The following is a 23,018-nucleotide window of genomic DNA, read 5'->3' as shown; positions in this document are numbered from 1 at the left end:
TGAAAAACTCAGAAAGAGTATGTTTATATCTCGTGAAGATATTACTACACCTTTGGTAGCCTGTTTGTGTATCTTAGGAATTAGCTTAAGTCAATTACCTAGATTGCAAAAATTGTTAATTAGTAAAGAAAATACATCTTTAGAAAGCTTACAAAAAAACCAAGAAAAAGAAAATTTACGGCTTAATTTACTCGAAAACTTCCCTAGCTTTAGTTATAAAAACGTGATTGCTGATTGGACATATATCGATTTTTTGCAATATTTTGGGGATAATGAAGTAAGAAACAAAACAGGTTATAGCTTGAGTCCAGAATATTTTGAAGTTATACTAGGACGAGATCCAAGATTTTTAGCAGCTTATTTGGGTCTTTCTATCAGTACTTCTCTATATGCTGGTATGCCAGAGAAGACTATTGGTTTAATAGAGAATGGTTTAAAATTTCTATCTCCTACCGTACCGAATAAATCTTATTATGTATGGCGGTATAAAGGAACAGATGAGTTATTATTTTTAGGTAAATCCCAAGCTGCAAAGGAATCTTTTTTACAAGCTGCTAATTGGGCAAATGTTCAAACTGATCAAGAAAGTAAAAATGTGGCTTTTCTATCAGCAAAAACTGCTGAATTTTTGAGTAAGAATCCTGATAGTAAATTTGCCCGCATTGCTGGTTGGACAATGGTTTTACAAAATAATGTGGATGAGAAAACTCGCAAAAGAGCAATTAGAGAAATTGAAAATCTAGGAGGTAAGGTAGTGATTAATGCTGAGGGATTCCCTGTTATTAATCTCCCTGAAAAAGATTATCGTAATTCGTAATTCGTAATTCGTAATTCGTAATTCGTAATTCGTAATTCGTAATTCGTAATTCGTAATTCGTAATTCGTAATTCGTAATTCGTAATTCGTAATTCGTAATTCGTAATTCGTAATTCGTAATTCGTAATTCGTAATTCGTAATTCGTAATTCGTAATTCGTAATTCGTAATTCGTAATTCGTAATTCGTAATTCGTAATTCGTAATTCGTAATTCGTAATTCGTAATTCGTAATTCGTAATTCGTAATTCGTAATTCGTAATTCGTAATTCGTAATTCGTAATTCGTAATTCGTAATTCGTAATTCGTAATTCGTAATTCGTAATTCGTAATTCGTAATTCGTAATTCGTAATTCGTAATTCGTAATTCGTAATTCGTAATTCGTAATTCGTAATTCGTAATTCGTAATTCGTAATTCGTAATTCGTAATTCGTAATTCGTAATTCGTAATTCGTAATTCGTAATTCGTAATTCGTAATTCGTAATTCGTAATTCGTAATTCGTAATTCGTAATTCGTAATTCGTAATTCGTAATTCGTAATTCGTAATTCGTAATTCGTAATTCGTAATTCGTAATTCGTAATTCGTAATTCGTAATTCGTAATTCGTAATTCGTAAACAGGGAATTCTTAATTTTCCCCGCGTCTCCGTCTCCCCTGCCCCTCTTCCCCGTTCCCTATTTATGTATTGGTATTGTGGAAAATTAATTGAATCCCAAAAGTTGGAATTGGATATTAATGATCCAGGTTTGCTTTATGGGGCAACGGTTTTTACGACACTGCGGGTTTATGGTGATTGCCTTGATAGTAGTTTAACTAATTGGCAAGCACACTACGATCGCTTGAAATTTAGTTTACACGCTTTTGGGTGGACAGAACCAGACTGGAATTTTGTTCGTAAAGGCGCAGAAATCCTGTTGAAACATTTTCCAGTTCTCAGAATCACTATCTTTCCCGATGGGAGAGAATGGATCATGGGCAGATTATTACCCATTAACTTGACAGAAAAGCAAAATCATGGTATTTTATGCGCCCTTGCTGAACCAGAATTAGCTCGTTCTCTTCCTGATCATAAAACTGGCAATTACTTGAGCGCTTGGTTAGCAAAAAATATTGTTCAAACCGTAACAGCCGAAGAAGCGATTTTAGTAAATTCTCAAGGAAATTGGCTAGAAACCAGCACTGGCAATCTTTGGGGGTGGGGAGAAGGCTGTTGGTGGACACCACCTTTAGAAGCGGGAATTTTACCAGGAATAGAGCGATCGCATTTGCTCAAAGAACTAAAAAACCGTCAAATCATTGTACAGCAGGAACCTTGGACACCTCAGCTAGTCAAAAGATTGGCAGCGATCGCCTACACTAATAGTGTTGTAGAGATTATTCCCATCCATACCGTGCAACAGCCGACAGGGTCGCTACAATATAATCCTTACCACAATTGTTTCTCAAAACTCAAAGAATTATTTTTACCATGACACGAACACCATTTTGGTATACGTTAAGATAAGTTAACATAATTCTAATAATGCCCTCTCTTCTTTAGAAGAAGTTACGCGCAAGCACAAAAAAATCAGGAGGAAAGACCTCGGTGAATAAAAAATGGAGAAATGCTGGGCTGTATGCGCTACTTTTTATAGTTGTAATTGCTTTAGGGACTGCGTTCTTTGACAACCAACCCCCTCAAGTAGAAACATGGCGCTACAGTCAGTTTATTCAAGAAGTTGAAAGCGGCAAAGTAGAAAAGGTCAGTCTTAGTTCAGACCGTTCTACAGCAATGGTTACGCCTAAATACGACCCTAATAAAAAGCGAGTCACCTTAGTTAACGACCCAGACTTAATCAATACTCTGACAGCTAAAGGTGTTGATATTGCGGTATTACCCCAAACCGACGAAGGATTTTTGTTTAAGGCACTCAGCAGTTTATTTTTCCCTGTATTGCTTTTAGTTGGTTTATTTTTCTTGTTACGTCGCGCTCAAAGTGGCCCCGGTAGCCAAGCGATGAACTTTGGTAAATCTAAAGCCAGAGTGCAAATGGAGCCACAAACCCAAGTTACATTTGGTGACGTTGCTGGTATTGACCAAGCCAAATTGGAATTAAACGAAGTTGTAGACTTTCTGAAAAACGCCGACCGCTTTACCGCCATTGGTGCCAAAATTCCTAAAGGTGTACTCTTAGTTGGACCTCCGGGTACAGGTAAAACCCTCCTCGCTCGTGCTGTAGCTGGGGAAGCTGGTGTACCTTTCTTCTCAATCTCTGGGTCCGAATTTGTGGAAATGTTCGTTGGTGTGGGTGCTTCCCGCGTCCGCGATTTATTTGAACAAGCTAAAACCAACGCTCCCTGTATCGTCTTCATTGATGAAATTGACGCAGTAGGTCGTCAACGGGGTGCTGGTTTAGGTGGTGGTAACGATGAACGGGAACAAACCCTCAACCAGTTACTGACCGAAATGGATGGTTTTGAAGGTAACACAGGTATCATCATCATTGCTGCTACCAACCGTCCTGACGTTCTGGATGCTGCTTTATTGCGTCCCGGTCGTTTTGACCGTCAAGTTGTCGTAGACCGTCCCGACTACGGTGGACGCAGCGAAATCCTCAAAGTTCACGCACGGGGTAAAACCTTATCTAAAGATGTGGACTTGGATAAAATCGCTCGTCGTACTCCTGGTTTTACAGGTGCAGATTTATCGAACTTGTTAAACGAAGCCGCAATTTTAGCAGCACGTCGCAACTTAACTGAAATTGCGATGGATGAAATTAATGATGCTATTGATCGGGTGTTAGCAGGACCAGAGAAGAAAGACCGGGTAATGAGCGAAAAGCGCAAAACCTTGGTTGCATATCACGAAGCCGGTCACGCTTTAGTTGGGGCTTTGATGCCTGACTATGACCCTGTACAAAAGATTAGCATTATTCCCCGTGGTCGTGCTGGTGGTTTGACTTGGTTTACTCCTAGCGAAGACCGCATGGACACTGGTTTATATAGCCGTGCTTATCTGGAAAATCAGATGGCTGTGGCTTTAGGTGGTCGTTTAGCTGAAGAGATTATCTTTGGTGAAGATGAAGTTACCACAGGTGCTTCTAATGATTTGCAACAGGTAGCACGAGTTGCTAAACAGATGATAACTCGGTTTGGGATGAGCGATCGCTTGGGTCCTGTGGCTTTAGGTCGTCAACAAGGTAATATGTTCCTCGGTCGAGATATCATGTCTGAACGTGACTTCTCAGAAGAAACCGCAGCCGCAATTGATGAAGAAGTTCGGAAATTAGTCGATACAGCTTATATTCGCGCTAAAGAAGTGTTGGTGAATAACCGCCACATTTTGGATGAAATCGCCCAAATGCTGATTGAGAAAGAAACCGTAGATGCTGATGAATTGCAAGAAATTCTCGGCAATAATGATGTGAGAACTGCTGCTTTTGCATAGTAGTTAATCAGTTTTTAAGGTTGGGGTATTTCTGGGTTTTCTGGAAGTACCCCGTTTTTTTTCTCACGCTTCAGACGCAGAGAGAAAATTTTGTGATTAATTGACTTTGTTGGTTAATTATTTTGTCCTGGTATCACATACTCGATTGTGAGATTGAGATATTTTATTTTTGCACAAACTCTTTTATCCCCATTGCAATACAAGCTATGACACTCAATTTATATTTACTGCGACATGGAGAAACTACTTTTAGTCAAAGTGGTAATTTTTGCGGTGCAACTGATGCGGAGTTGACAAAAGAAGGAATGCAGATGGCAGAGAGTTTTGCCGATGTTTATAAAAAATTGAACTGGGAAGCTGTTTATGTTAGTCCGATGAAGCGTACAATTGCGACTGCCAAGCCATTTTGCGATGCTATTGGTATGGATATGCAGGTGCGGGAAGGACTCAGAGAAGGTAGTTACGGTGAATGGGAAACCAAGAGTAAATCTTTTGTTCAAGAGAATTACACAGAAAACTATATAAAATGGTTGTCAGAACCGGCTTGGAATGCACCACTAGGTGGAGAAACTGCGGTAGAAATTGCTAACCGTTCTATGCCTGTGATGACTGAAATTATAGACACACACCCGGAAGGTAATGTTTTAGTAGTTTCCCATAAAGCCACCATTCGGATTATGCTTTGTAGTTTACTAGGGATTGATTTAGGATGCTATCGTCATCGGGTAAATATTTTAGTTGCCTCGATAAGTATGCTGAAGTTTGATGTTAATGGGCCTTTGTTGGAAATATTAGGCGATCGCTATCATATACCCGATCATATTCGCTCTCGTCCAGGAACATAATAGCACCTCAATAAAATTCAGCACTTCTCAAACCCCCACATACATTGGGGGTTTTTATCAGCAGGTAGAAAGCGATCGCATCCCACCATATTTTAGATAATTCTGAATTATCTGGAATTACCCTGTTTAAAACTTACAAACTTTCAGTATCTACACCCATAGTCTGAGGATTTGGCAATAATTTAATCAGAAATAAACCAGTAATGCCACCGTAGATGAATCCACTCACCATACTACCTGCCACAGTAGCCGAAAGCAAAATTGGAATCAGTGTCTCTAAACCGCCTATAAATATCTTCTCAGCAGTAACAGCCGCCAGAATACAGGCCAATGCACCTATACCAGCGCCTACTATGACACCTATAGTAGTGGCAATAAGCCAGTTAAGAGTCTTTTCTCTCGGCCATTTCATAACTAGCGCTTGGGCAAAACTAAGAGAAATAATGCCACTGGCTATGCCCAAAATTGGACTCATAATGGCATTAGAAGTAATCACAAGTATTAACCCTCCTATCCCACAACCCATGCTGAAACCGAACGTTGTAGCTAATATCCATTTAGCAGAAACTTTCTTGCGTAAAACTAACTTTTGGGCAATACCCACACACAAACCACCCAATGCACCACCCCAAAAACCTGAAATTCCAGATAAAGAAGAGTTTATTGCGAGTAAGCTTGAAAACAAGCCTAAAAAAAAGCCAATAAAAAAGCCAATGGTGGTAGCTAATACCCACCGCCACCAAAATTTCCATCTCACAGTTGAATTTGACATAGATTTTATATAAAAGAATTAGATTTCTGAATTATAAATTGGAAGATGTCGGTTATTATCCCAACCATACCAATGACGTACTGCTAACCATGCAACTGAAAGTAAACCGGCAAGGCTCAGAGTTAAACCACTCCAGGGTATCAATAATCCAAATACAGGTAAAATTGCTCCAGCAATAGTACAGATAATAGCAGCTAAGGAAGCATGACGATTTGAACCTAAACCATAGGTCAAAATTAGTAATATAAATGAAATCATGATCCAAGCTAATTCGGCATTGATTAACCGCGCCATGTAAGTTAAAGTTAGTAAACACGCAAAGAAAATACCTCCGGCTATAGCAACATTTTTTAAACTCATTGGTAGAGATAAGTACAGTAGTAATATCCACCACAAAAATAATGTCGGCGCTAATACTAATAATCTAGGAATAATGCCAGTATTTTTAATCACTTTGGTACTGCTAAAGACACCAAATGGATTTTTTACAGAAACATTATCATCAAAAATCCAAGTAAATTGAGTGCCGTCACCATCGATTTTTTTCTGATTAGTAGGTTCAATACCACTTGCAAAGTCGGCATTACTAAAATTGGCTGTTGCTGTGAGCCGGAATTTAGAAAGTATTTGATTGGCTGCATTATAAACCCAACGTGGGCCACCTCGTGCCTGATAACTAACTCTAAATGTTGTTTCTTTTCCTGGTTCTAAACGAAAGGGAAAACCATAATCACCGGGATTAGTTTGTTTTAATCTTGTTCCGTTCCGTTCTACTTTGTAATTAGTTAAAAGTGAGGAACCGTAAGGTGGTGGTGCTTCGAAGAAAAAACTATTGATATCACTCAGTTGGTTAACAACTTTGTAATCAGCAGTATAGTCGGTGAGATAAATAGAACTACGATTTTGAACGTTGACACTTTGGTCAATTTTAACTTGAATTTGTGAGCTAGATAATGTTAGATAACGAGTGACTTTTTGTTTATCATTGACTTTGACTATTTTGCCGTCAACTTGGGTGGTATAGGTGTATGGTTCTTCAGCAATGTAACGGATTTGAGGTGCGGTTTGTTCTAATTTATCACCTACAACAGTTTCGGCAACTTGTGAGACTTTGGCTTGTTCCCAGTGGTGGTAACGGTTGCTTAAAGTTGAAGTGAGGAAAAATCCCGTGACTAAGAGAACTAAAATTAGGGCTAAATGCTGTAGTCCCCGCAATAATTGAGAATAGCGAATCGCCCATTCCCCAAAGAAAACCGCTTGTTCGCTGGTATTTCGTCTGAGGGAAAAACTTATTAGTGCGATCGCTACTCCTAAAGCTACAATCAAAAATACAAACAGCAGTGAACCTTGGAGTAATTGAGTGCCAAATTGTACTAACTCATGGGGATGTGTTAAATCTGGCAATCCGGGAATGCCTTGAGCAGAAGTAGACATGGGCAGATATTGGGATTTTTAGAGAATTTACATCAACTTCAGCCCTGACGACTGGAAGTCGCTACTATACAAACAGGACACGAAGTGGCTTCCCGGAGGGAAGTCCGCCTGCGCGTACTAATTAAAAACCAAGGGTTTTAAACCCACGCAGGTGGGTTTTGCCTGTGTAGATGCGGTTTCTAACCGCCGATTTAGCTGTAAGCTGTAAGCATCTTGACAGATGTAATCTCACAAAAGTTTCTGCAAAAATACTAGGAAGAGATTGTTAAATTTAATGACCAATATCCATTTACAAGAAGTCCCTACACAGCAGCAACCCAACACTGTGCCTTATTTAGGTCTGGTTTGCATTACTTCTGATCAGCAAGTGCGCTTTCGGAACTTAGGTATGTTCATGGTGGTAAGAAATAATAAATAAAATATGGCGATCGCTATCGATTTTGGAACTAGTAACACTGTCATTGCCCGCTGGAATCCCGTCACCCAGCAGCCAGAAACCATAAATTTACCCGGTTTATCAATTCAGCAAAATCTCAATCCCCCACTGATTCCCAGCTTAGTCTATGTAGAAGATGCTACTTCTGCTAAAATTTTAGTTGGGCAACAAGTGCGCGATCGCGGTTTAGATATCAAAAGTGATAGTAGATTTTTCCGCAGCTTCAAACGGGGAATTGGGGCAAATATCCAAGGCTTCTTACCCGAATTAGATGGACAAAATATCACTTTTGAACAAGTAGGAACATGGTTTTTAACTAAGGTAATTTCAGAATTAGCTCCCACAGAAGGTGGTTTAGATTCTTTAGTTTTAACAGTTCCTGTAGATAGCTTTGAAGCTTATCGTTACTGGTTAGGCAAGGTTTGTCAAGCACTGCCTGTTGAACAAGTGAGAATGTTAGATGAACCCACAGCCGCAGCTTTAGGTTATGGTTTGGCAGAACAAGAAAATTTGTTAGTAATTGATTTTGGTGGTGGTACTTTAGATTTATCTTTAGTGTGTTTAGATAAAAATCCCCAAGCTAATATTAAACCAGTAGGATTTCTCCTCAAATGGGGTAATAAATCTCTGGCTGAAGATTCTCAGCAAAAGGTAAAAACTGCCCGTGTCTTAGCAAAAGCTGGACAAAATTTAGGTGGAACTGATATTGATAATTGGATAGTTGATTACTTTGCCAAAACCCAAAGATTGCCGATTAATTCCCTAACAACTCGACTGGCAGAACGGTTAAAGATTCAGCTATCTACCCAAGAAAGAGCTAGTGAATTCTTTTTTGATAATGAGACTTTTGAAAGCTATGAAATGGAACTTAACCGCAAGGGACTAGAAGAACTCCTCAAAGAAAACGGATTTTTTGACAGATTACATGAGGCAATGATGACGCTGTTGCAGCAAGCCAGACGACAAGGAATAGAACTTGATCATATTAATGCAGTGTTGTTAGTTGGGGGTTCTGTGCAATTACACGCAGTGCAAACATGGGTGAACCAATATTTTGAGCCAGAAAAAATCCGGTTTGAACGTCCCTTTGAAGCGATCGCTCAAGGTGCGCTGCAAATCACCCAAGGAATGGAAATCAAAGACTATCTCTATCACAGTTATGGTGTACGTTACTGGGATCGTCGCAACCAGCGTCACAGCTGGCAACCAATTGTCAAAGCAGGACAAGCTTATCCGATGACCCAACCAGTAGAATTAGTTTTGGGCGCTTCCGTGGAAAATCAACCCAGTATAGAGTTAATTGTGGGGGAATTGGGAGCAGACACCGGCAGTACAGAAGTTTATTTTGATGGTGATCGCTTAATTACTCGCAATATTAAGTGTCTGACAACCACAGTTAAACCCCTCAACGATAAAGAAGGGGCGAGAAATATAGCCCAACTCACACCCCCAGGCTTTCCAGGGAGCGATCGCATTAAAATCCAGTTTCAAGTAGACGAACAACGTTTTTTAAGAATTACTGTTGAAGATTTATTGACGAATGATACCCTGCTAGAAAATCAACTAGTAGCCAAATTGAGTTAAGCATTAAGATTGAAGTAGGAAATGGGCAATAAATAATAGGAAAAGAGTGATTACCAGTAATTAGCCGGGCATGATGTTTAGAGCATACATACCTGGCTTAAAAGAGATTAAACCCGAAAATTTTTTTGGGATTTAGGCTTTGATTCCGGAAATTTCAGCCTTTCTCTTACAAAAAATACTTGCTAAAAATTAATTGTAGTTGTAATTGAATCTGTATAAGTTCCTACTTTCGCATTTTGTCTAGCTGGAATAATGCCATAAATTGTTACAGTACCAGTGAGAGCAGAATTGATGTAGTTTTGACTATTTGTACCGTCTCCCCAAATAAATTGTCCTGCTGCATCTAGATACAGATTATAATTAAGTGAATCATCTATACTTTTTAATTGGCGTGGATTATAAGAAGAAGAATTACCTTTGCTCAAGTCAATGGTAATTGAAGTTGGCACAGGACTTGCTGACGAGCAATCATAATTTATGCTACCTGTAGAAGTTGTAGATATATTATTAAAAACATCATAAGCACCAAAGTTAACGCTAGAAACATTAATAGAACATTGGCATAAAGCAGGATTACTAAATATTGTGCTAATTAAAGTTATTTTTAATGTTAATAATAATTTTTGCATATTCATCATGGCTTGCCTCTTATTTTTCAGTAGATATACATTTTAATCTGCCCAAATTAACAACTTGTTGGTCAGACTGGGGAATATTTAAATCAAAATTACAAATACCTTTTTCATATTCCACAACGGCTTTATAGCTGCCAGTAGAAATATTTTCTAAATAAAAATTGCCCTCACTGCCAAGAGGTGAGATTAATGTTTTACCATTCACATTAACAGTTAATTGACCGTAAACCGGAAGTTCATTTTTCCCCGCTACTTCTATAGAAATAGTGCCGATTATACTCTGAATACGTTCTACCGGAAAACGAACAATTGCCCCACCTCGTAAGGGAGGAGCAATTACTTGATTGTTATCACCAATTTTGTAATTCAGAGGAATATCTTCATCTTGCATTTTGACATTATTGCCATAGTAAGGGAGTAAGTCTGGTATTAACAAATTCCCATTTTTATCAGTCCGCCCCATTTCCTGATTACTAACATATCCACGCACTCCTCTAACTCCAGGGACTTGCAGTAGAGCAAAGCTTTGTGTCACAGGACGGGCAAAGAAAATACTGTCTCCAATAGCGACAATACTACCAGTAGCATTCAAGTTGAAAGCATTTTCTCCCTGATTGTTGCGGTCATAATTTAATTCATATATGCCAACAGGAGCGCGATAAGTGAGGCGGGCATTACCTGGAATTTGTGATTCACTAGGAGTTAACTGAAGACGGTAGCCGAAACCTTCCCCAATAGGAGGAGATTTTTGCACAGATACAGTGGTTACAGGTTGCCCTTGATTATTAATTTGTTCAGTTAAACTGGCATTAGTGTTACCCAGATTATAGTTAAATCCAATAAATATTTCGTCGTTGGTTGACTGTAAATCTTGAGAACTACGGCTAACATTGAGAGATAAATTTGCCCGATTACTCAATCTAACTGTACTGTAGAGAGAGACGCGATCGCTATGTCCTTTATCACGATAATCAGCAGCAGTGTATTGTAAACCAAGACTTAAATCACGGCTGAGAGTAGAAGAAACAAAAGCGTTGTATTCTAAATTTGGCCTGTCGTTTGATGCTTTCAAACTCAAGTTAGCATAGTGGTCACTGAATAGACGTACAGCACCACCAAATCCGATTCTGCGACCGGAATAACTATAGGTTAATGATGCTGCTGTACCTGTATTTCCTGATTCGTTACTAGCAGCTAAAGATAGTTCTAAAGCACCAAAAGGAAGCGCAGTTGTGAGACTAGAACCACCACTAATTAAGTTAGAAGATGCTTCCAAACGTCCGCCTAGTGTCAAGGAATCGGTTATACCTTGAGTATATCGACCCAAGAAAGCAGCAGAACCGTAATCAAAGCTATCAGAATCTAAATTATCTCTGCGAAAACCAAAATTAAAACTATAGTCAGATAGCCCAGGTTTGAGAAGCCCTGACGAAAAATAAAATGGTGAGTTGATAACTTGTTCTTTACCAAAAGCATCCCGAATTACAACCCTTGTTGCCCCGTTACCAACTGGCAAAACTAAATTATTCAATTCAAACTTACCAGGAGGTAAATCTTGCCGACTTACTCGTTGTCCATTAACTAAAACTTCGACTGTAGAAGGGGTGATAACCGCGCCAGATAAACCAAAAGTTGGTTGCCGAATAAAATAGGGATTAAGTCCAAATTCTCTAGATATACTCACGCCGCCGAGAAAGAGTGAACCTCCCAAATTACCAGTATTAGCAAAGGAATCTCCAAATACCCAGCGACTCAAGTTATTGGGATGATCTAAAGTAAAATTCGTCAAGCCCCGCACAACATCACCGTCTGTCTTCCGTGAAAAGCTACTGTAGAGTAAGTTGCCATTCACACTTAAGCCAGATTCACCAAAAAATGTATAGTTATTTAACTTTTCCCCATCTAGAGGGACATTGAAAGCATAATTGAGAAAAGCACTAGTGTCTTTACTATAAACAATATTTGTTGGTGGCTTATTTCCTAAGTTAAAAGAAGTAGTACCTAGTAAATCAGGTTGGGCTGTTATTCGCAGAGTTAACGCTTTCTCATCAAAATCATAGTTAACACCAGAAGTTAGTGAAGCCAGAGAGACATAAAGTTCATTGTTAATAGTTTCCTGGACTCCAGAAAAGCCTTTCAAGCCTACTTTTTCTAGATCCAAACGGCGAATTAGAATGTCTTTTTCCCGTAGGATAACAAAAACTTCTCCTTGGGCAATCTGGTTAACAGTTAGTTCTAATATTGCCTTTTGGTCTTGTACTGCTAGTGCGGGGCTAAATATAAGAGTAGCACTAAAAAAAAATATACAGAGAAAATTTAATAAATGTCTAACCTCCATGAGATTTAACTCACTTTACAAATTAGTTAATTGGATGTTTATTTTGATGCAGTGCAAGCATTTTTAGGCATTTCACGTCTTTCTGCAAAGAATTTATTATTTGTTTTTACTTCCAGCACTAAAGTTTGAGTTTTGCTACATTCCTGTGCAGGAATTTTCAGATCATAAGGTTGAGATACACCAGCTAGTATATACCAACCATCCCGTTGGCGATCAAATACACTCTTACCAGTCCCATCTAAACCTTGAACTCTTACTTTCTGAGCAACAAAGTGAGTATTACCAGTATTTTTAAGGTTAAAATATAGATGACTATTGTTGATATTTACATTCTCAATCTTGCTATCTACAACTGGTTGACTAGGTTGCAGAAAAACCGGAATACCTAATTTTGTGAGAATGCGAATTTCATTTTTATTCTTAGGTGTTGTTGGTGGTGTCAGTTCTTCAACAAAAATACGGTAAGTTTTTTCCACTGCACCTACAGGAACTAAAGTTCCCACACGCACGCTGCGTTTTTCCCCAGGATTTAAGGAAAATAACCCAGGAAACGCAACTATGTCTTCTGTAGCAGTAAGTTGCATTTCACCTTTAGCGTCTTGACTCCAAGTATAGGTTTTTAGCTGAAAGCGTAAAGTTTCATTGCTATCATTACGCACAGTCAGAACTTGATTAGAAACCTTTCCTGATAAAGAAACTCTTACAGGATTCACTTGGAAGTTACTCCCCCAAGCTTTTTGCACTTGAGTTAGCCCTAGACCAGTTAGTAAACTCAAAAATACGAACCTAGTTATTTTTTGGTGGAAATAAAACATAATTTTATTTTGGCAGAAAGCGAATTTTGCTAATTAGTTGATTAATTGAAAATGCGGGCGGAATTACCCGCCCAACATAAACAATTGACCATCATAAGTAAGGCTTGGTAGTGCTAAAATTAGGAAAAGTTTTCTGCATCTATCATCCTAACAGCACTAGAAACATTTATGGTTAGAAATTAACAGTTGCTATTACTGTATCACTGTAATTATTAGCAACGGAAGCGTTTTGACCACCTGGAGATCTACCATAAACAGTACTATTAACTTCTAAACCTGTTCCAGTCAGGTCTAAATCTGTTGATGTAGTGCTACCCCAAGCAGTACTATAACCACTATCTTGGTAAAGTGAGTATGACAAAAATGCGTCGCTACCTGCAACTGTAGTTTTCAAGCGACGAGTACCACTATCATAATTTAGACCATCATTTAAAGTGATAGAAACTGGAGCATCTTTAGTACAAGTTGTTTTTACAGCTCCGGTTACATCCAAAGGACTGGTCTTATTAGCAGTTACTGGGTCATAACCTGCGAAGGCGATAGCAGTTGTAGAGATGGTGCAGTTAGCAACAACTGTGCCTGAAACATCAAGGTCAGCACTTGCAGTAGCAGCAATTGCGGGAGCAACGGAAGCAACAATAGAACCAGCAACAAGTAATGCAGAAGCTAAGGAAAAACGACGTAACATAGTAAACTTCTCCCAAAAAATAAAATTTTAGTTTTGATAGCAAGACTAGAGTTGTAAAACTCACCAACTTTTTAATATGGTCGCGTGAAATTGACGTTACTCAATTGCAACTTTTCAGAGGTTGATATCAGGAAAAGAAAAACCCAGTTCTTCCCGATTGGAGTATTTCGGAGCTTGAGAGTAATTTGTCTGACGCAATATTAAGTAGGAGTTTTTATGTGTCCTCTTCGTTGCTTTCATGATCTAAAGATACAAAGTTATTTTGGTTGGGGAAAGCGTGAAAAAGCTGAAATTTTTCAAATCTGCCATCCTTGAATATATGTAGGTACACAGACCTAAAACAGCAGTATATTCATGCAAATTCTCGTTAAAACCTATGCCACCAATAGCAAAAATCTGATAATCTGCTTTTCAAATCAGAAGAGCCTATCACAATATGGCTGAACGATTTGAAGGATTAAGTGACTTAGAATGCAGGCTGCTTTTGGATTAACAGGATTTTATTAGTGTGATAGGTTCTCATTTTCAGCTTCTGCTGCAATACTTAGGTAATATCATCTATCTACTTGTGATGCGTAAAAAAGCATAAAAAAAACAGGAGATACCACTCATGAACACAAAATCTAATAACAATTTTGTATGAAGATGCACCAAATTAAATATATTGGAGATTTAAAGATAAACCTATCCCTGACGGGAGGCGTATGACTCCTACGTCGTCACGCAAGCTATAGCCATACCACTCCAAACACAGAGAAGCCAGTGCGTTGGGGGAATTTCCCGACTTGTTAGCGTATAGCTCCTCTGAAAGAGGCAGCAACTGGGGCGACACGGAGACAGAAAACAAAGGGTCAAAAAATTGGGCGCAGCCTCACAAATAAATGGTATGTGATTGAACTATAACAAAGCATCAAAAGCTGCTCCTCTTCTAAGTGACGGAAATTAAATCATCTACCGACGCACAACTACAACTGTTCCTGTTCCAGCCCAATTGTATAACTTACGTGCTTGACTAACTGGCAAATTAACGCAACCATGACTAACTGGAGTACCAAAACGATTATGCCAGTAAGCACCATGAATGGCATAACCTCCATGAAAATACATGGCGTAAGGAACATCAGGAATGTCGTAACCGCTACCACGCATCCGGTGAGTGCGATACTTGGAATTAATCGCAAATCTACCAACGGGTGTAGGAGTTCGTTTCTTTCCCGTAGAAATTCGGTAGGAATACACCACTCTTTTACCTTCAAAAGCCCGTAATCTCTGCTCAGATAAATCAATTTCAATCCAGCGAGATAGAGAGATTTGCTGATTTTTAGATACAGTCATGCTTTTATTTACTGTATAAGCATTAGCTGTAGTAGTTTTGGGGTTATTAGTTGGTGATGACCAAGTGAGCAAAGTCAACAGCATCAACACTATACTTGTACAAAAAGTTCCAGAGGAACGCATTAAAGCACTGCGAATCCAGCTTGGCATAATCCAATTACCTTTTAATTATCTAATTAGTACAGGCGAACTTTTCTAGATTGAAGATTTGCAATTATCAGTTCGCTCAGGATTCATCAGGATTTACGCCAAATTCTAGACGACAGAGATTTTCAATACCCTCTCTCTATCTTACTTGTCCTAGAGAACAGCGAACTGTTTAATTGTGTTTAATTGTTTTGGTTTCTTGTGATTTGGGGACTGGGGGAAGGTAACAGGGAAGAGATTATTACCAATTACCTATTACCAATTACCTATTTCTGAATTACTACTGGTGTGCCTATATCAGCCCAATCAAATACCCATTTAGCATGATTAGGTGCAAGATTTACACAGCCATGACTGACAGGAGTACCAAATCTTTTATGCCAGTAGGCTCCATGAATGGCATAACCACCTTGATAATACATAGTATGGGGAACATTGGGAACATCATAATCTCTACCGCGCATCCGAGTTTTTTTCAACTTAGTTTGAATCTGAAAAGTTCCAACGCGAGTGGGTGTAGATTTCTTACCGGAAGAAATGGTGATTGCATAAACAGGATTACTACCTTCCCAAGCAATTAAATTTTGCTTTGACAGGTTAATTTGAATCCAGCGTTGATCCGATTGTTTGAGTGTTTGAATAGCTGTAGCAATTTTATTATTGTCGGAATTTGCCCAAACTTGACTCGATACAGGACTCAAAATACTAGCAGAAACTACTGCACCTGCCAGTAACATTTTTAAAGGACGCATCCAGTGAGAATAAATAAGATTTGTCATGATAAACACACTCCTACTTTAAACAACTTACTTAAAGCTGATTAAACTAAGTGTAGTGTTATTGTACCGCTGCTAACAAGGATAGTCGGTATGGGAATTGCTACAACCACTATTACAGCACTTCCCGATGTAATGCGGTACACTTAATTAATCCTCCATATTTAAGCATTGGTTTGTTAATTTCTGGTACTGTACCTCATAAAAACGGAAAGTGCTGTATCTTCCAGGGCTGGGCTTTTTCAGGATTCTAAGCCAAACCGTAAAAACGTCTGGGATTATCCCAAACAATCTTTTGCAACGTTTCTTGAGATAACTGTGCTTCAAGGTCTACAAGCGTTTGCATGATGTTCGGTTTGTGATTTATCTGAGGATAATCAGAGCCGAAGATTAAGTTATCAGAACCGATATACTCGATAATTTGCGAGAAATAAGGTTCGGAAGGGTCAACGGAAGCAAAACACTGACGACGAAAATACTCCGATGGCGGTATTCTTACATGGTTTCTAACCTCCCAATGTAAATTTTTATATTCTTCATCCATGCGCCAGAGCCAATAAGGAAGCCAGCCACAACCAGACTCTAGAAAACCTACCCTTAGCTGAGGATGACGCTCTAGCACCCCTCCTTCAATTAAGGCTAACAATGCCATCATCTGTTCCATCGGATGGGAACAAGCGTGTAGGGCAAAACGAGTATTAAATCTATCTGCGCCTGTAGTTGGTAAGCGACTATGAGTGCCTTCATGAATTCCTACTGCTATGTCTAACTCCTCGCAGTTTGTCCAAAATTGCTCATAGGCAGGATCACTTAAGAGTCTCCCTTTAACGGGGTTAGGGCGTAAAAATACTGATTTCCAGCCAAAATCGGCTATGCGATGTAATTCTGACACCATTTGCTCTGGTGCATGAAGATTAATTGCTCCCACTCCTTTCAATCTGTCTGGAGCATAGCTACAAAATTCTTCGTATAACCATGTGTTGTAGGCATGGGTGAAAGCTCCCATGACTTCTGCTGGCATACTATCTATAGCAAAAAGCCACTGTCCGTAAGTTGGATAAATAAAGGCTATATCAACCCCCATCTGCACCATTGCTTGGAGGTGAGATTCTGGATTGTAGCGATGAAAATATGCCTGGGGGTGAGCCTCCCTCATCTGTTGATTGCCAGCGTCTCGCATTTGTGGAGATATCTTGTTCGCAATGTCTTCCCCTTGAATTTTCATGTCTGCTGAGGGTGCAAAGTACTTAAATTCAGGAGCTAGATACTTAGCCCATATCTGCGGAGGCTCAATCACATGGGAATCAGCATCAATAATTTTATATCCGTGCAGCATAGTTAAACCTGAAGATTTTTTTCAGCTATTCAGTAGCTTATTTTACTATTGTCTAGCCTCACTTACAAGTTATTACAGTTGCCTTTAAGAAAATTTAACACCTATTTAACGTCGCCATGAGATTTTTAGCTTGCTCCGATATCGCCCGCCAATTTTCCTCTAATACCCATTTTTTCGGGAATAATTCCCCACTTAAACCCACAGCTACTGCTCCAACTTGTAAAAAATCTTGAGCATTTTGTAACGTTACACCCCCAGTAGGAATTAGAGGAATATGACCAAGGGGAGCTTGTAAACTTTGAATATAGTTAGTTCCACCCACTGATTGCACAGGGAAGACTTTGACACAACTTGCGCCCTGAGTCCAAGCGGTAACAATTTCCGTAGGTGTGAGTGCGCCAGGAATAATCGGTACATCTTTAGCGACTGCAACTTTGATCATTTCTGGGTCAGTGTGGGGAGTGAAGAGAAATTGCGCCCCAGCGGCGATCGCATCTTGTAACTGTTGGACATTAAACAGCGTTCCTGTACCAATCAGACAGTGCGGTAACTGTGTACGGAGTTGAAAGATTAAGTCAGCAGCGCGATCGCTATTCCAGGTAATTTCTATCAGACGCATACCTCCAGCAGCCACAGAAGAAGCCATTTTTTCACCCCATACCATTTTAGGAGCGCGAATAACTGCGATCGCTCGATTTTGCTGCAACTGTGATAACCAAACTTGATTGGACATTTTGACTGTGACTTATACAACAGGGAATAGGCAATAGGATTAAAAGTCTCTTAGCATAAGGCTTTGTTCTTCAATGTTGTACATCATTTACCTGCAATACGCTGGAATTTAGATAAAAAATAGGATTGCTATATTATTTGTGTAAACAATAAACACAACAAAAATTACCTCAATTATTTTTTTAATTGAGGTAAATCACAAGTTTATAACTATACTGCATCCCACCCACAAAAAAATCCCCCACCTTGCAGCAGGGGATTTTTAACTTACCTAAAACTAGTAGTTAGGATCAACCGAACTTACCAGCAGTAGAGGCAATGAGGAACGCCGCGTAAGTGACGATGTAGCCAACGGTGAAGTGAGCTAAACCAACCACACGAGCTTGAACAATGGAGAGAGCAACGGGCTTATCTTTCCAGCGAACCAAGTTAGCTAGAGGAGTACGCTCATGCGCCCAAACCAAGGTTTCAATTAACTCTTGCCAGTAACCTCTCCAAGAGATGAGGAACATGAAACCAGTTGCCCAAACCAGGTGTCCGAAGAGGAACATCCAAGCCCAAACAGACAAGTTGTTCATGCCGTAGGCGTTGTAACCGTTAATCAACTGAGCAGAGTTAGCCCAGAGGTAGTCACGGAACCAGCCCATCAAGTAGGTAGAGTTTTCGTTGAACTGAGCAACGTTACCTTGCCAAATACCTAGATGTTTCCAGTGCCAGTAGAAGGTTACCCAACCAATGGTATTCAACATCCAGAACATGGACAGGTAGAAAGCGTCCCATGCGGAGATATCGCAAGTACCGCCACGGCCGGGACCGTCGCAGGGGAACGCATAGCCGAAGTCCTTTTTATCGGGCATCAGCTTAGAACCACGAGCATCCAAAGCACCTTTAACAAGTACTAGGGTGGTGGTGTGAATAGCCAAAGCGAACGCGTGGTGTACCAAGAAGTCGCCAGGGCCGATTGTTAAGAAGAGAGAGTTAGTACCAGAGTTAATGGCATCTAACCAGCCAGACAACCAAACGTTACCGTAGTTGGGGTAGGCTGTGTAAGCGATGCTATCGGGGTTAGATAGCAATGTATCTAAACCGTATAGTACTTTACCGTGAGCAGCTTGAATGAACTGAGCAAATACTGGCTCAATCAAGATTTGCTTTTCAGGAGTACCGAAAGCAACTACTACGTCGTTGTGAACGTACAAGCCCAAGGTGTGGAAGCCTAAGAAGAGAGATACCCAGCTGAGGTGGGAGATAATCGCTTCTTTGTGCTGCAAAATCCGGTCTAATACGTTGCCTTTGTTTTGTTCGGGGTCGTAATCACGTACCCAGAAGATGGCAGCGTGGGCAAAAGCACCAACCATCAAGAAACCAGCGATGTACTGGTGATGTGTGTACAATGCTGCCTGTGTTGTGTAGTCCCTAGCAATGAATGCGTAGGGAGGCAGGGCGTACATATGCTGCGCCACCAAGGAAGTAATAGTTCCCAGTGCTGCCAATGCCAAAGACAGTTGGAAGTGCAGGGAGTTATTGATGGTGTCGTACAGACCTTGGTGAGGCAGGTTGAACTGACCTTCACTCTTGCTACCGGGAACTAAACCGGATTTGGAGTTCAGCATTTCTTTGATGCTGTGACCAATTCCGAAGTTAGTGCGGTACATATGACCGGCGATGATGAAGATTACAGCGATCGCCAAGTGGTGGTGAGCCATGTCGGTCAACCACAAGGATTCTGTTTGGGGGTGGAAACCGCCCAAGAAGGTGAGAATCGCTGTACCAGCACCAGTGGAAGTACCAAACAGATGACCGGCTGTGTCAGGGTTCTGAGCGTAAACACCCCAGTTACCAGTGAAGAAGGGAGTTAAACCTTCTGGATGGGGAGCTACAGTTAAGAAGTTATCCCAACCTACATGAATACCACGAGATTCAGGAATAGCAACGTGAACCAAGTGACCAGTCCAAGCCAAGGAGCTAACACCGAACAAACCAGCTAAGTGGTGGTTCAGGCGGGGTTCAGCACTCTTGAACCAAGAAAGACTAGGACGGAACTTGGGTTGCAAATGCAACCAACCTGCAAACAAGAATACTGCTGACAATAGGAGAAGACCAACTGAACCGGTATACAGTTCTGTGTTTGTCCGCATCCCGATTGTGTACCACCAGTGGTAAACACCAGAGTAGGCAATGTTTACGGGGTTGCTTGCGCCAGCTTGAGTGAAAGCCTCAATCGCAGGCGAGCCGAAGTGGGGGTCCCAAATCGCGTGAGCGATAGGACGGACGTGAAGGGGATCTTTAATCCACTGTTCAAAGTTACCTTGCCAGGCTACGTGAAACAGGAGGCTGGATGCCCACAGGAAGATGATTGCCAAGTGACCGAAGTGCGTAGCGAAAATCTTTTGGTAAAGATTTTCTTCCGTCATGCCATCGTGGCTTTCAAAGTCGTTGCCTGTAGCGATCGCATACCAAATCCGACGAGTAGTCGGATCCTGTGCGAGATCCTGGCTAAATTTTGGAAATTTTGTTGCCATAGGTTTTGATATGTCCTCTGACCTTTAGCCATCAGGTATCAGTAAAATTTTAGATTCTAGATTTTGGATTTTGGACTAAATCTAAAATCTAAAATCCAAAATCCAAAATTCAACTGATTACTACCCTACTGAAAGGATGTGTGCGTGGAAGAATGCCCAGGTGGTGGCAATTCCTCCTAATAGATAGTGAGCTACACCTACAGCCCGACCTTGAGTGATGCTCAAAGCGCGAGGTTGAATTGTTGGTGCTACTTTCAGTTTATTGTGCGCCCAAACAATGGACTCAATTAGTTCTTGCCAGTAGCCACGACCACTGAACAGGAACATTAAGCTGAATGCCCAAACAAAGTGAGCGCCTAGGAACATCAGTCCATAAGCAGAAAATTCACTTCCGTAGGAGTTGATTACCTGTGTAGCTTGCGCCCACAGGAAGTCACGCAACCAGCCGTTAATAGTGATGGCACTTTCAGCAAAGTTGCCACCAGTGATGTGATTTACCACACCATCTGAGTCTACAGTTCCCCAAACATCAGATTGCATCTTCCAGCTGAAGTGGAAAATCACAATTGACAGGGAGTTGTACATCCAGAACAGTCCCAGGAACACGTGATCCCAACCAGACACTTGACAGGTACCGCCACGACCAGGACCGTCGCAAGGGAAGCGGAAACCCAAGTTTGCCTTGTCTGGAATCAGACGAGAACTGCGGGCGTACAGTACACCTTTGAGCAGAATCAGAACGGTGACGTGAATGGTGAAGGCGTGAATGTGGTGAATCAAGAAGTCTGCTGTACCCAAAGCTATGGGCATCATTGCGACTTTTCCACCTACTGCCAACACACCACCACCAAAAGCATAGCTAACTGGTGCTAACGCATTGGGTGCTGTGCCGCCTGGTGCTAGTGTGTGCAGGTTTTGTACCCACTGAGCAAACACAGGTTGCAACTGAATTGCTGCGTCGGAGAACATATCTTGAGGACGACCCAACGCACGCATTGTGTCGTTGTGGATGTACAGTCCAAAGCTGTGGAAGCCAAGGAAAATACATACCCAGTTCAGGTGAGAGATGATAGCGTCACGGTGACGAATCACCCGATCTAGCACGTTGTTTTGGTTAACTACGGGATCGTAATCCCGTACCATGAATATCGCTGCGTGAGCAGCACCACCCACAATCAAGAAGCCACCGATCCAAATATGGTGAGTGAAAATGCACAACTGTGTAGCGTAATCAGTTGCCAAGTATGGATAGGGAGGCATCGCGTACATATGATGCGCGATGATGATTGTCAAGGAACCCAAGAAAGCTAGGTTAGTAGCCAACTGAGCGTGCCAAGAAGTGGTGAGGTTTTCGTAAAGACCTTTGTGACCTTCGCCAGTAAAAGGACCTTTGTGGTTTTCTAGGATATCTTTGATGCTGTGACCGATACCCCAGTTGGTGCGGTACATATGACCAGCGATAATGAACAGTACAGCGATCGCTAAGTGGTGATGAGAAATATCAGTCATCCACAAACCGCCTGTTACGGGGTTCAAACCGCCTTTAAAGGTCAGAATGTCAGCATAAGTTCCCCAGTTCAAAGTGAAGAAAGGTGTTAAACCGCTGGCAAAGCTGGGATACAACTCTGTCAACAAATCTTTGTTCAAAATGAACTCATGGGGCAAGGGGATGTCCTTAATGGCAACGCCTGCATCCAATAGCTTGTTGATTGGTGCCGAGACGTGAATTAAGTGACCAGCCCATCCCAAGGAGCCACAACCTAGCAATACTGATAAGTGGTGATTCAGCATTGACTCCACATTCTGGAACCATTCCAGTTTGGGAGCGCGTTTGTGGTAATGGAACCAACCTGCAAATAGGAACAAGCCTGCTAGTACCAAGCCACCAATCGCAGTTACGTATAACTGGAAGGAGCTAGTGATACCCCAGCCTCGCCATACTTGGAACAAGCCAGAGGTGATTTGAATGCCGTGGAAGCCACCGCCTACATCACCGTTTAAAATGTCTTGTCCAACAATAGGCCACACTACTTGAGCGCTAGGCTTAACGCCTAATGGATCGCTCAACCAAGCTTCGTAATTGGAGAACTTAGCGCCATGGAATAACATCCCGCTCAACCAGATTGTCACTACAGCCAGGTGGCCAAAGTGAGCGGCGAATATCTTGCGGGATATGTCTTCTAGATCGCTTGTATGAGTGTCAAAATCGTGGGCGAGGGCGTGCAGGTTCCAAATCCAAGTGGTGGTTTTTGGACCTTTAGCTAAGGATCTGTCGAAATGTCCAGGTTGCGCCCATTTTTGAAATGAGGTAGGTACCGGATCATTGTCAACGATGACTCTTGCTTTCTTTTCCTCTCGCTCCGGAGGACTAATCGTCAT

The 23,018-nt window shown here is 41.0% G+C and carries 18 protein-coding genes; 6 read left to right on the top strand and 12 right to left on the bottom strand.

The genetic code is table 11. The features are described from left to right. Positions 1-19 precede the first annotated feature (19 nt). The 4 genes from A9Y75_RS14710 (at position 20) to A9Y75_RS14695 (ending at position 5,089) form a co-directional block, all read left to right on the top strand. Complete coding sequence (locus A9Y75_RS14710) at positions 20-817, top strand: hypothetical protein (protein WP_071190304.1); 798 nt, start codon at positions 20-22, stop codon at positions 815-817. Between the two features lie 680 nt (positions 818-1,497). Beyond that, positions 1,498-2,289 (top strand): aminotransferase class IV, encoded by a 792-nt coding sequence (locus tag A9Y75_RS14705; protein WP_071190303.1) that lies wholly within the window; start codon positions 1,498-1,500, stop codon positions 2,287-2,289. 113 nt (positions 2,290-2,402) lie between these two features. Then, on the top strand, positions 2,403-4,244 hold the full coding sequence (gene ftsH3 / locus A9Y75_RS14700) for an ATP-dependent zinc metalloprotease FtsH3 (protein WP_071190302.1): 1,842 nt from the start codon (positions 2,403-2,405) through the stop codon (positions 4,242-4,244). 206 nt (positions 4,245-4,450) lie between these two features. Further along, positions 4,451-5,089 (top strand): histidine phosphatase family protein, encoded by a 639-nt coding sequence (locus A9Y75_RS14695; RefSeq protein WP_071190301.1) that lies wholly within the window; start codon positions 4,451-4,453, stop codon positions 5,087-5,089. Positions 5,090-5,222: 133 nt separating this feature from the next. Here A9Y75_RS14695 and A9Y75_RS14690 read toward each other — a convergent pair whose 3' ends face one another. After that, on the bottom strand, positions 5,223-5,861 hold the full coding sequence (locus tag A9Y75_RS14690; protein ID WP_071190300.1) for a hypothetical protein: 639 nt from the start codon (positions 5,859-5,861) through the stop codon (positions 5,223-5,225). Between the two features lie 18 nt (positions 5,862-5,879). After that, a complete protein-coding gene (locus A9Y75_RS14685) occupies positions 5,880-7,295 on the bottom strand; it encodes a hypothetical protein (RefSeq protein ID WP_071190299.1) in 1,416 nt (471 codons plus the stop codon). A 274-nt stretch (positions 7,296-7,569) separates the two neighbouring features. On the opposite strand from A9Y75_RS14685, the gene A9Y75_RS27650 reads away from it, so the two are divergent. Both A9Y75_RS27650 and A9Y75_RS14680 read left to right on the top strand, forming a co-directional pair. Next, positions 7,570-7,713: a hypothetical protein gene (locus A9Y75_RS27650; RefSeq protein ID WP_177176197.1), complete on the top strand. Its 144-nt coding sequence runs from the start codon at positions 7,570-7,572 to the stop codon at positions 7,711-7,713. A gap of 3 nt (positions 7,714-7,716) precedes the next feature. Next, positions 7,717-9,315 (top strand): Hsp70 family protein, encoded by a 1,599-nt coding sequence (locus A9Y75_RS14680; protein ID WP_071190298.1) that lies wholly within the window; start codon positions 7,717-7,719, stop codon positions 9,313-9,315. Between the two features lie 182 nt (positions 9,316-9,497). Here A9Y75_RS14680 and A9Y75_RS14675 read toward each other — a convergent pair whose 3' ends face one another. The 10 genes from A9Y75_RS14675 to psaA form a co-directional block, all read right to left on the bottom strand. Beyond that, positions 9,498-9,950, bottom strand: coding sequence for a spore coat U domain-containing protein (locus A9Y75_RS14675; RefSeq protein WP_071190297.1), 453 nt, complete (start codon positions 9,948-9,950; stop codon positions 9,498-9,500). A 13-nt stretch (positions 9,951-9,963) separates the two neighbouring features. Further along, complete coding sequence (locus A9Y75_RS14670) at positions 9,964-12,288, bottom strand: fimbria/pilus outer membrane usher protein (RefSeq protein ID WP_071190296.1); 2,325 nt, start codon at positions 12,286-12,288, stop codon at positions 9,964-9,966. Between the two features lie 38 nt (positions 12,289-12,326). Then, positions 12,327-13,064 carry a fimbria/pilus periplasmic chaperone gene (locus A9Y75_RS14665; protein ID WP_177176196.1) on the bottom strand — a complete coding sequence of 246 codons (738 nt, stop codon included), beginning with the start codon at positions 13,062-13,064 and terminating at the stop codon, positions 12,327-12,329. 211 nt (positions 13,065-13,275) lie between these two features. Next, on the bottom strand, positions 13,276-13,791 hold the full coding sequence (locus tag A9Y75_RS14660; protein ID WP_071190295.1) for a spore coat U domain-containing protein: 516 nt from the start codon (positions 13,789-13,791) through the stop codon (positions 13,276-13,278). A 951-nt stretch (positions 13,792-14,742) separates the two neighbouring features. Further along, the gene (locus A9Y75_RS14655; RefSeq protein ID WP_071190294.1) at positions 14,743-15,276 is read right to left on the bottom strand and encodes a L,D-transpeptidase; all 534 of its coding nucleotides are present in this window, start codon (positions 15,274-15,276) and stop codon (positions 14,743-14,745) included. Positions 15,277-15,539: 263 nt separating this feature from the next. Then, positions 15,540-16,052, bottom strand: coding sequence for a L,D-transpeptidase (locus A9Y75_RS14650; RefSeq protein WP_071190293.1), 513 nt, complete (start codon positions 16,050-16,052; stop codon positions 15,540-15,542). 247 nt (positions 16,053-16,299) lie between these two features. After that, positions 16,300-17,385 carry an amidohydrolase family protein gene (locus A9Y75_RS14645; RefSeq protein WP_071190292.1) on the bottom strand — a complete coding sequence of 362 codons (1,086 nt, stop codon included), beginning with the start codon at positions 17,383-17,385 and terminating at the stop codon, positions 16,300-16,302. Between the two features lie 94 nt (positions 17,386-17,479). Then, positions 17,480-18,118 (bottom strand): bifunctional 4-hydroxy-2-oxoglutarate aldolase/2-dehydro-3-deoxy-phosphogluconate aldolase, encoded by a 639-nt coding sequence (locus tag A9Y75_RS14640; protein ID WP_071190291.1) that lies wholly within the window; start codon positions 18,116-18,118, stop codon positions 17,480-17,482. A 289-nt stretch (positions 18,119-18,407) separates the two neighbouring features. Next, a complete protein-coding gene (gene psaB / locus A9Y75_RS14635; RefSeq protein ID WP_016952351.1) occupies positions 18,408-20,639 on the bottom strand; it encodes a photosystem I core protein PsaB in 2,232 nt (743 codons plus the stop codon). Between the two features lie 120 nt (positions 20,640-20,759). Further along, positions 20,760-23,018 (bottom strand): photosystem I core protein PsaA, encoded by a 2,259-nt coding sequence (gene psaA, locus A9Y75_RS14630; protein ID WP_071190290.1) that lies wholly within the window; start codon positions 23,016-23,018, stop codon positions 20,760-20,762.

The organism is Trichormus sp. NMC-1, assembly GCF_001858025.1.
Taxonomy (GTDB): Bacteria; Cyanobacteriota; Cyanobacteriia; order Cyanobacteriales; family Nostocaceae; genus Anabaena.
This window is presented reverse-complemented; position numbering and strand designations above follow the sequence as displayed.

What these genes read in the sequence shown, in the direction of transcription:
- A9Y75_RS14710 (WP_071190304.1), top strand. Translation starts at nt 20, where the DNA reads ATGTTTATATCTCGTGAAGATATTACTACACCTTTGGTAGCCTGTTTG.
- A9Y75_RS14705 (WP_071190303.1), top strand. Translation starts at nt 1,498, where the DNA reads ATGTATTGGTATTGTGGAAAATTAATTGAATCCCAAAAGTTGGAATTG.
- A9Y75_RS14695 (WP_071190301.1), top strand. Translation starts at nt 4,451, where the DNA reads ATGACACTCAATTTATATTTACTGCGACATGGAGAAACTACTTTTAGT.
- A9Y75_RS14690 (WP_071190300.1), bottom strand. Translation starts at nt 5,861, where the DNA reads ATGTCAAATTCAACTGTGAGATGGAAATTTTGGTGGCGGTGGGTATTA.
- A9Y75_RS14685 (WP_071190299.1), bottom strand. Translation starts at nt 7,295, where the DNA reads ATGTCTACTTCTGCTCAAGGCATTCCCGGATTGCCAGATTTAACACAT.
- A9Y75_RS27650 (WP_177176197.1), top strand. Translation starts at nt 7,570, where the DNA reads ATGACCAATATCCATTTACAAGAAGTCCCTACACAGCAGCAACCCAAC.
- A9Y75_RS14680 (WP_071190298.1), top strand. Translation starts at nt 7,717, where the DNA reads ATGGCGATCGCTATCGATTTTGGAACTAGTAACACTGTCATTGCCCGC.
- A9Y75_RS14675 (WP_071190297.1), bottom strand. Translation starts at nt 9,950, where the DNA reads ATGAATATGCAAAAATTATTATTAACATTAAAAATAACTTTAATTAGC.
- A9Y75_RS14670 (WP_071190296.1), bottom strand. Translation starts at nt 12,288, where the DNA reads ATGGAGGTTAGACATTTATTAAATTTTCTCTGTATATTTTTTTTTAGT.
- A9Y75_RS14660 (WP_071190295.1), bottom strand. Translation starts at nt 13,791, where the DNA reads ATGTTACGTCGTTTTTCCTTAGCTTCTGCATTACTTGTTGCTGGTTCT.
- A9Y75_RS14655 (WP_071190294.1), bottom strand. Translation starts at nt 15,276, where the DNA reads ATGCCAAGCTGGATTCGCAGTGCTTTAATGCGTTCCTCTGGAACTTTT.
- A9Y75_RS14650 (WP_071190293.1), bottom strand. Translation starts at nt 16,052, where the DNA reads ATGACAAATCTTATTTATTCTCACTGGATGCGTCCTTTAAAAATGTTA.
- A9Y75_RS14645 (WP_071190292.1), bottom strand. Translation starts at nt 17,385, where the DNA reads ATGCTGCACGGATATAAAATTATTGATGCTGATTCCCATGTGATTGAG.
- A9Y75_RS14640 (WP_071190291.1), bottom strand. Translation starts at nt 18,118, where the DNA reads ATGTCCAATCAAGTTTGGTTATCACAGTTGCAGCAAAATCGAGCGATC.
- psaB (WP_016952351.1), bottom strand. Translation starts at nt 20,639, where the DNA reads ATGGCAACAAAATTTCCAAAATTTAGCCAGGATCTCGCACAGGATCCG.
- psaA (WP_071190290.1), bottom strand. Translation starts at nt 23,018, where the DNA reads ATGACGATTAGTCCTCCGGAGCGAGAGGAAAAGAAAGCAAGAGTCATC.